Consider the following 7,229-nt stretch of genomic DNA (forward strand, 5'->3'; position numbering starts at 1 on the left):
TAACATCTCCTGCACATGCCGAATATCCGCACCGTTATCTAACATGATGGTTGCCGTACTATGACGAAAAAGATGGCAGGAGCCAGCCCTTTTAAACCCCGCAAAATGAACATACCGAGATGCCATATCAGAGAGTGCATTTGCTCTGAAACGTCTTCCTTTATCATCCAGAAACAATGCGCCACCTGATTTAATATTGGCAAGTTTTGGGCGCAATTTTGTCAGGTAAAACACTATCCATTCGCAGGCTCTGGCACTGACAGGCAGAATATATTCCCTTTTGCCTTTCCCTTTACGAACTCGCAGTAATTGCTGCTCAAAATCGATATCTTCAATATCCAGATTGAGTAATTCAATTCTGCGTATTCCTGTGGCGAAGAACGTCTCCAGAATCGCCCTGTCTCGCATTCCTTTAAAACCAAAAAGTAGCGGTTGAGCTAGAATTTTCTCCACTTCGTCAGCAGAGAAAATCGCTTTAGGAAGAGGACGCCCTACCGTGGGCAAATCGATTGACTCCAATGGATTGGTTTGCAACAGACCTCTGTTGTACATCTTGGTGATGAAGCTCTTCACGCATAATAGCAAGCTGTACTTGTTTGCATCGCAGAGCGGTTCGTCGTCCTGCGGTTTGCGATATAAGTTGAGATACTCCATGTAATCATCCATCAACTCGATATTTACGTTTTCCAGTCTTCTTACGCCCCGACTGAAGCACCATGCACAGAACTTCTTCATTCCGTACCGCTTGCTGCGCACGGTGTCACTCGACTGGCCTTTTGCCAGACAAAGTTGGAAGTAATACTTACTGCACCGCCAAAGGTGACTAGTGGTAGGCTTTTGCATGCACCATCTTCCGTACTGTGTTTAATCCGTCCATAACCAACTGATCAGGCTGTGGCTTCGTCCAATGAACTACAGGCTTTTGCCACTCACGCACCCTCCCAAAGCGATATCCCACTGCTGAAACAAACTGACCTGTGTTGTCATCAAACTCAGGAAATACCACGCATCCTCTAAATAGCTCGCCGCCTGATGGAACAAATAAACCGCAATGTTGATAGTGACCTCGTATAGCACCGCCCTCAATCGTTCTGGCACTGGGTATTTCCAATCCCAATGCACGGTCGCATAGCCCGATGAAAGCATGGTCACGAAGTTCATCGGGTATAGCACTTGAGGTACTGACAAAACGCTGAATTTCGTCGTTATTACAGTAACGGTCTCGATAAAATTCGAACGCTTGCTGAATGTAAATGTCTTGCAGATTAATCTGGCGAAGCATCGTTTGGTATGCCATGTGTGTTACAGCCATGCGACACCTCCGTTAATCCAGAAATAGACAAATGCGATACTATTTTTCATTGCCGGACTCCTTTAGATCTTGCTCTAACGCAAGCTTGCCAAACTTCTCCCGCATTGATTTTTTACTATGCAACGGCAACTTGTGAGCGTTGTGTATGATGCGATCAAGAATCGCATCGGCGACATTGTCACTGCCGATAAAGGCATGCCAGTCCTGAACAGGGATTTGGGAGGTGATCAGGGTTGAACATTCTGTGTAGCGGTCTTCTAAAACACAGTAGAGAATTTCTACCTGCTCTGCCGACAGCTCGCACGCACCGAGGTCATCAAGGATAAGTAAATCTGTTTTCAAAAGTGCGCGACGAAAATTTGCGTATTGATCCAATGTTTGTTTCTTGTAGGCCTCCTTAAAAAAGTCATCTAAGCGGTAATACAGCACTTTATACCCTGCCAATAGCAAAGCGTTCGCGATGGCGTTTGCAAGATAGGTTTTACCCGTACCAGAAGCTCCAGTTATTATTGCGTTAAGATGCTTCATTACCCAATTGCCTGTCAGCAAAGAAAGAAGCAACTTTTTATGGCCGCTTCTCTCGCCACCGAACTCAATGTTCTCGGTACACGCATTGGGAAAACGAAGTCGAGCCTGTTTAACGCGGCGCGTCATTGCTCTGTTGCGGTCTTCTTCAACTTGCGTAATGAAAAGGTGCTCAAGCCTTTCTTCATAGGTCAAATCATCGAACTCGTTAGAGCCGTACTGCGTTTCAAGTGCGCGAAGAACACCATGCAGCCCCAGCTCTTCAATTGGTTTGCGGATAGACGGACTAATCATGACGCACTCCTTCTATACCTGAGAAATACTCTGCTCCACGAATATTACTGTGATGAAGTTGCGTGACACCAACTGACTTGCGAGGCCGTGGCAGTGTTTTTGTATTCCGCTTGAGGATGCGCTCCACGGTAGTCACATTAACATCACCAATCGCTAGTGCGCGTTCACATGCAACCTCCATTTGTTCATATTCATAGCACTTAGCTAGCTTCTTTAGCTTGCTCACTGCTCGCATCGGTTTTTGGTCATTCTCTGGACGTTTATCAAATAGCTTGTCGACAAAGGCTTCAGATGCGATGCCTATGGATTTCGCCCAAGATTTTGCGAATGGATAAGTGTAGCTTTGGTAAGCCAGCTCATTTTGAGCCATGTGCTCTGGTAATGTTGTGTTCTGCCGTTGGCTTTTACTTTTGGCATGAACAACGACGGTTTTCCCATTGTGCATTACACGAACAGAACTCGTACAAACATGAACTTTCACTACTTGGCCTACCAGATTCACAGGAACTGAATAGCCATGGCCATCAATGCGAACATGGTGATGAGGCTCAACGGTCAGGGTTTTTATCGTCTGGGGAACATCAAACGATTCAGGTGGTAGTGGCTTGAGTAGCGGGAGTTCATGTTCTTTGTAGAAACTGGAGCGGCTACCCTCATACTGAGCGAAATTTCTCTCATTGAGCTTCTGCATCAGTGGTTTTATCGCTTCATTGACTTCTGCCAGTGATGCAAAGGTCATACGTTGCAGCGGAGCGATAATCCAACGCTCAACATTAAGCACACTTTGTTCAACTGGCCCCTTGTCAGCAGACTCACCCGGTCGAGTATTGGAAAGCATGGTATCGTAATGGTCTGCCCATGCTGCGAAGCTATCGTTTGGCGTATCCCTATGCTTTGGTTTAACAGCGGAAGCGAAATTGTCAGTGAGATAAACCTGATGTACTCCGCCAAATAGTTTTACTGCGCGGTTCATGCCTTCCAGAAAGTCAGGGATTTTTTGCGAATGGCAGGCTACCACAACTGGGTAATCGCTTGCTGGTGAGTTACAGACTAAAAACTGAGGCGGCTTAAACCCCGCGATACAGTTTTTAGCCTTTAGGGTTTCACCTGCAAAATCTACCTGACAGGTTCCACCCAAAGGATGGTGCTGTAACATTGCGACTTTGTTTTGCTTGCGATCCTCACGAAGCAATTTATTAGTGTAGGAGCGGCTGTAGTGATTGTCTTTGTTTTCTTCCGCATATTCCTCCCATAGTAACTCTTGCGTCATATATTTAATGCTACGAAGCTGCTGGGTGAAATAGTTAAGATCGGGCATGGCCTTCAAGCTTTTTGGCCGTCGACTGATAAACAGATCGTTAATTTCGCTGTCAGTTTTATCTTTCAGCATTTCCCAATCTACTTGTAACTCTTTTACACGGCGTGCCATACGATTCACTGACGTATGAGTGATGTTATTACTTCTGGCGATTTTGCGATTCGAATAGTCACCGCTTAACAATTGGCGCAAAACGCGCCGTCTTACTGATGGCAGTATCATTTATCTACCCTTCCATTTGGCTAAACGACGACGTGTCAGAAAAATTATTTCCAACTTGCATCGCGATTAGCTTGCTTTATCGTCAGGGAGAGACTACGTTTAATTCAGGTTGATGAGGCGTAGCCTCTCCCAATGAAAGAACCTCCAAGTTGCACCTTGCGAGGTTTTTTTATGTCCAGAGATTATGATTTCATAGTGCACCTCCACGTTTTTCTTTGTCACTTACTGTCATTCGTCGGGACGCCAACCAATTAGCAATATCTTCCGCTAATGCATAACGCCCTCGTTTTCCTTCCAATTCAAAAACGGCAACAGGCACTTTGCCCCGCTTGTATGCCTGTCGGAATGCATCACCATTGGTAAAGCCGAGCACCTGATAGAGTGCTTTGCCAAACAGGAGCATTCCGTGCTGCTTAATTAAGTCCTGTTTGATCCGTTGCGCCAGCTCCCGCTCTTTTTGCGTCTTTTCAAGTTCAGACATGTTCATACCTTTATCACGGCATCGAATGTCTACTGTAGTGCCCCACCATTTTTCCGGTAGGAGGATGACAGAGCGGTACTGCAATCCTCTCCCCATAACTGAGCGTGACTTACCCAAAATGAACTAAACTGAAATTCATAAAAAAATTTTTTGGAATGCCGACATGAAACGTCGATATGGCAAGCAATACCGGCTAGCCGCACAGTGTCAGATGAGGCTGTTTGTGGTCGCAACAGGCATCAATTGCTCTGGAAAAGCTTGTGAAAGGTTTATGGGAACGATACGAACTGATCCCGTCACTGGGCAGGAAGTAGTTAATGGGAAGTTCACCCGTGCTTTTCATGGGCGCACACAACTTCATCCTCGTACTTATGGTGAAATCAAGAAAAAAGCCCAAAGCTACGGAATGACACAAGTTTATGACCACGCACTCTGGGAACTGATTGGCGAGGATAAAATAACAACAGATCGTGAATCAAAGGGGGTGGCCTTAATCACTGAGCTTGCTTCCGAAATCAAAAAAATTTGCTTGGCTAAAGATGAATCGCTTCTGAAAATAGGGGACATAGTTGCAACGAACAACGAGCTTGATGTTATAGCGGCTCACATTTCATTGCTTCGAAGTGCTGTTATAAAAAACCGTGATGTGCTGGTAAAACTGCTTAATAGCTACTTAAGCACAGTGGCTTTTGCAATAGAGTGGCGGTCGCTACGGTTTATTAAAGAAGAGTTCTGCTATTACATGCAGAATACCTTTTTTGACAATCCAAAAACCAATTTATCTTTCATTATCGACAGCGCTTACCCTGATTTAAAAACAACATCATTTTCATCATCTTTAAGCCGAATTAGCACCATAAATTTGCTTATTGATTATTTTATAACGGTAGTAACGAAGCGATCTGAGAAAGCCAAATACCGAATGCGTGTGTATATGCAATTTATTGATATCGCCCAGTTGATTGAGGACTTAGATTTTGTTCACGGTATGGTCGATTCGAATGACGCGAGGAATAACTCTGGTTTGCTAGCGCTTCTTGCTGCTACCGGAAATGCAATCAAAGTGAACGCCTATCACGGCCCAATCAAAGTCATCAATAATTCTCAAACACTACCGAACGGGCGATCAATTTAATGCTCGTAACTTTTATACCTTTGCCGTGACTGGAACATTCTAAAATTCCAGTGGAACGCACTAAGTAGTCTGGCGGTTCACGAAAAAAAGCCCAGATGGAACAAACGAAAAGTCTACTCAGCTGATTACGCTCATAAAAACGTTCACCTGAACTCATCAAATGTTCCAGTGTGGCTCATTAGTACGTTCCACCTCGCTCTTAAAATGTTCCAAAGTCTGCGTTTGTTCATCCTTGTGTAATTGCATTTGCTATACTTATGGCTCAGCAACTCAAGAGCCAGAGACATGCCTTATTGCGACACCGCATTTCAGACAGTAAAGCCCGAGCAGGTTGAAAACGTGCTGTCGAGGTTTACCCAAGAGTGCTTCGTCGGGGGACAAGCAGCTTATCGGTTAGATGACGGCTCTTATTCAATTGATGCGGGAGAAAATGATATTCGGGCAATTTACGATGAATCCAACACAGTCATCAGATTTTTTGCCGTTACAAACGCGATGCAGGCTTTTACGATAGGAAGCTGCAAACTTTTGCCGCCAAGCATGGCATTACTTCATCACTCACAGTAGCGAGTAAACTAGGAACCGATGGGAGCAGAATATGACTAGTCAATTTGATGTGCTCACGTTATCTGAAACGGTTTCACGTGACAGCCAATCTGGGAAATTAAGTCGTGACTTGCTGGGTCAGGGGCAAACGCTTTATGGAAAAAATATAGACTTCCCAGATTTCCTCGAACGCATCACGCCCGATGGCAAGAAATCCCTCGGCCATTGGCGCAATGGAGAATTTCAACAAGTCATCAGTCTACTGTAAAAACAAAGCCCCGCACGAGCGAGGCTTTGGATTCAAATCAATATTTTAACCTAACTCAAGTAATGTCTCTTTTACCATATTTGGATAATTGTTTTTTATATGAAAAGTAAGAATATAATGTCAGAAAAATCATACATACGATGGTAAATCCAGCACCCCGTATGATGCCATTTTCGATAGCGATCAGCCATCCAACAACTACTGACAAAGCAAGATACGTTATTAGCTGTGTTTTATATAGCTTTACAAACATCTACACCTCCCCCCCTCACTATAAATTCTCTTTGAACTTCTTGTCGGCGATAGATATTCCGACATCAGCAGCTTTGTTTGCTAACCCAGTTGCCGCCGAAGTAGTTCGCTCCGCAGTATTACCTACCATCGCGCTTCTAGTAGTTCCTGATATTTGTGCTGCTATTCCACCAGCGTTGGACATTTTATCAAGTTTCGCAGCGAATGAATTTGCTATTTTGCCACCGACAAATCCACTAGCTGCACCGCTAACAGTGCTTATTGCAGCTTTAGTAACAGAGACTGAGTCACCGTTTGCAACATCTTGCGCCATAGAACCAACCCCACTTGCAGCAGCACTAACAACAGCGGTTTGCCTTACAGCTTGACTAGCAGTAATAGTTCCCTTGAGCGCACTTGTAACAGCCCTGCCACCAAAACCACCAGTCACTGTTCCAACGGCCCCCGCAATTAAAACATCTGTAGCATCAAAATTGCCAGTGGCAGCTTGCGCTATTAATTCAATACCAGCACCAATCAGGAAACCTGCAACTCCATATTCACCTGTAGGATCAACCAAATTAATCGGATCATTCCCCACATAAGCATAAAGGTTCATCTGATCTTCATAACCCACAGGGTCAGTTTGCAGGAATCTCCCTAGCTTTGGATGGTAAATCCGTGCTTTGTAGTAAAATAACCGGATTCATGATCCAGACTATCCCTAGCTCAACGAATTAATATTAAAGGGTTTTTCTACTTTGTGCGAATCGGATAAAAGGCTGTTCACCATGTTCTCTGATGAACAGCCTGACTTTCGTGAAAAATGCAGATAGCTGATTAAGCATCATTGAAAATGCTCTGACTGCTAAGGGCAGACGGATGTGTTTTGCTATA

General features: G+C 44.5%; 9 protein-coding genes. 3 read left to right on the top strand and 6 right to left on the bottom strand.

Annotation, left to right across the window (positions count from 1 at the left end; all coding sequences use genetic code 11):
- From LHL20_RS20290 to LHL20_RS20310, 5 genes are all read right to left on the bottom strand, one after another.
- On the bottom strand, positions 1-843 hold an 843-nt coding region (locus LHL20_RS20290; RefSeq protein ID WP_226434601.1), incomplete at its 3' end, for a tyrosine-type recombinase/integrase.
- Complete coding sequence (locus LHL20_RS20295; RefSeq protein ID WP_226434602.1) at positions 824-1,312, bottom strand: hypothetical protein; 489 nt, start codon at positions 1,310-1,312, stop codon at positions 824-826. The genes LHL20_RS20295 and LHL20_RS20290, both read right to left, overlap by 20 nt.
- 39 nt (positions 1,313-1,351) lie before the next feature.
- On the bottom strand, positions 1,352-2,131 hold the full coding sequence (locus LHL20_RS20300; RefSeq protein WP_226434603.1) for an ATP-binding protein: 780 nt from the start codon (positions 2,129-2,131) through the stop codon (positions 1,352-1,354).
- On the bottom strand, positions 2,124-3,671 hold the full coding sequence (gene istA / locus LHL20_RS20305; RefSeq protein WP_226434604.1) for an IS21 family transposase: 1,548 nt from the start codon (positions 3,669-3,671) through the stop codon (positions 2,124-2,126). The genes LHL20_RS20300 and istA overlap by 8 nt, the downstream gene beginning before the upstream one ends.
- 190 nt (positions 3,672-3,861) lie before the next feature.
- Positions 3,862-4,152 carry a hypothetical protein gene (locus LHL20_RS20310; RefSeq protein ID WP_226434605.1) on the bottom strand — a complete coding sequence of 97 codons (291 nt, stop codon included), beginning with the start codon at positions 4,150-4,152 and terminating at the stop codon, positions 3,862-3,864.
- A gap of 163 nt (positions 4,153-4,315) precedes the next feature.
- On the opposite strand from LHL20_RS20310, the gene LHL20_RS20315 reads away from it, so the two are divergent.
- The 3 genes from LHL20_RS20315 to LHL20_RS20325 all read left to right on the top strand — a co-directional run bounded on the left by LHL20_RS20315 (position 4,316) and on the right by LHL20_RS20325 (position 6,101).
- Positions 4,316-5,287 (top strand): hypothetical protein, encoded by a 972-nt coding sequence (locus LHL20_RS20315; protein ID WP_226434606.1) that lies wholly within the window; start codon positions 4,316-4,318, stop codon positions 5,285-5,287.
- 285 nt (positions 5,288-5,572) lie between these two features.
- Positions 5,573-5,854, top strand: a complete 282-nt coding sequence (locus tag LHL20_RS20320; RefSeq protein WP_226434607.1) for a hypothetical protein — start codon at positions 5,573-5,575, stop codon at positions 5,852-5,854.
- A 31-nt stretch (positions 5,855-5,885) separates the two neighbouring features.
- The gene (locus tag LHL20_RS20325; protein ID WP_226434608.1) at positions 5,886-6,101 is read left to right on the top strand and encodes a hypothetical protein; all 216 of its coding nucleotides are present in this window, start codon (positions 5,886-5,888) and stop codon (positions 6,099-6,101) included.
- A gap of 271 nt (positions 6,102-6,372) precedes the next feature.
- Here the strand turns inward: LHL20_RS20325 and LHL20_RS20330 are convergent, their stop codons facing one another.
- Positions 6,373-7,038, bottom strand: coding sequence for an RHS repeat-associated core domain-containing protein (locus LHL20_RS20330; protein WP_226434609.1), 666 nt, complete (start codon positions 7,036-7,038; stop codon positions 6,373-6,375).
- Positions 7,039-7,229 lie beyond the last annotated feature (191 nt).

This window comes from Alteromonas sp. McT4-15, from assembly GCF_020515205.1.
Taxonomy (GTDB): Bacteria; Pseudomonadota; Gammaproteobacteria; order Enterobacterales; family Alteromonadaceae; genus Alteromonas.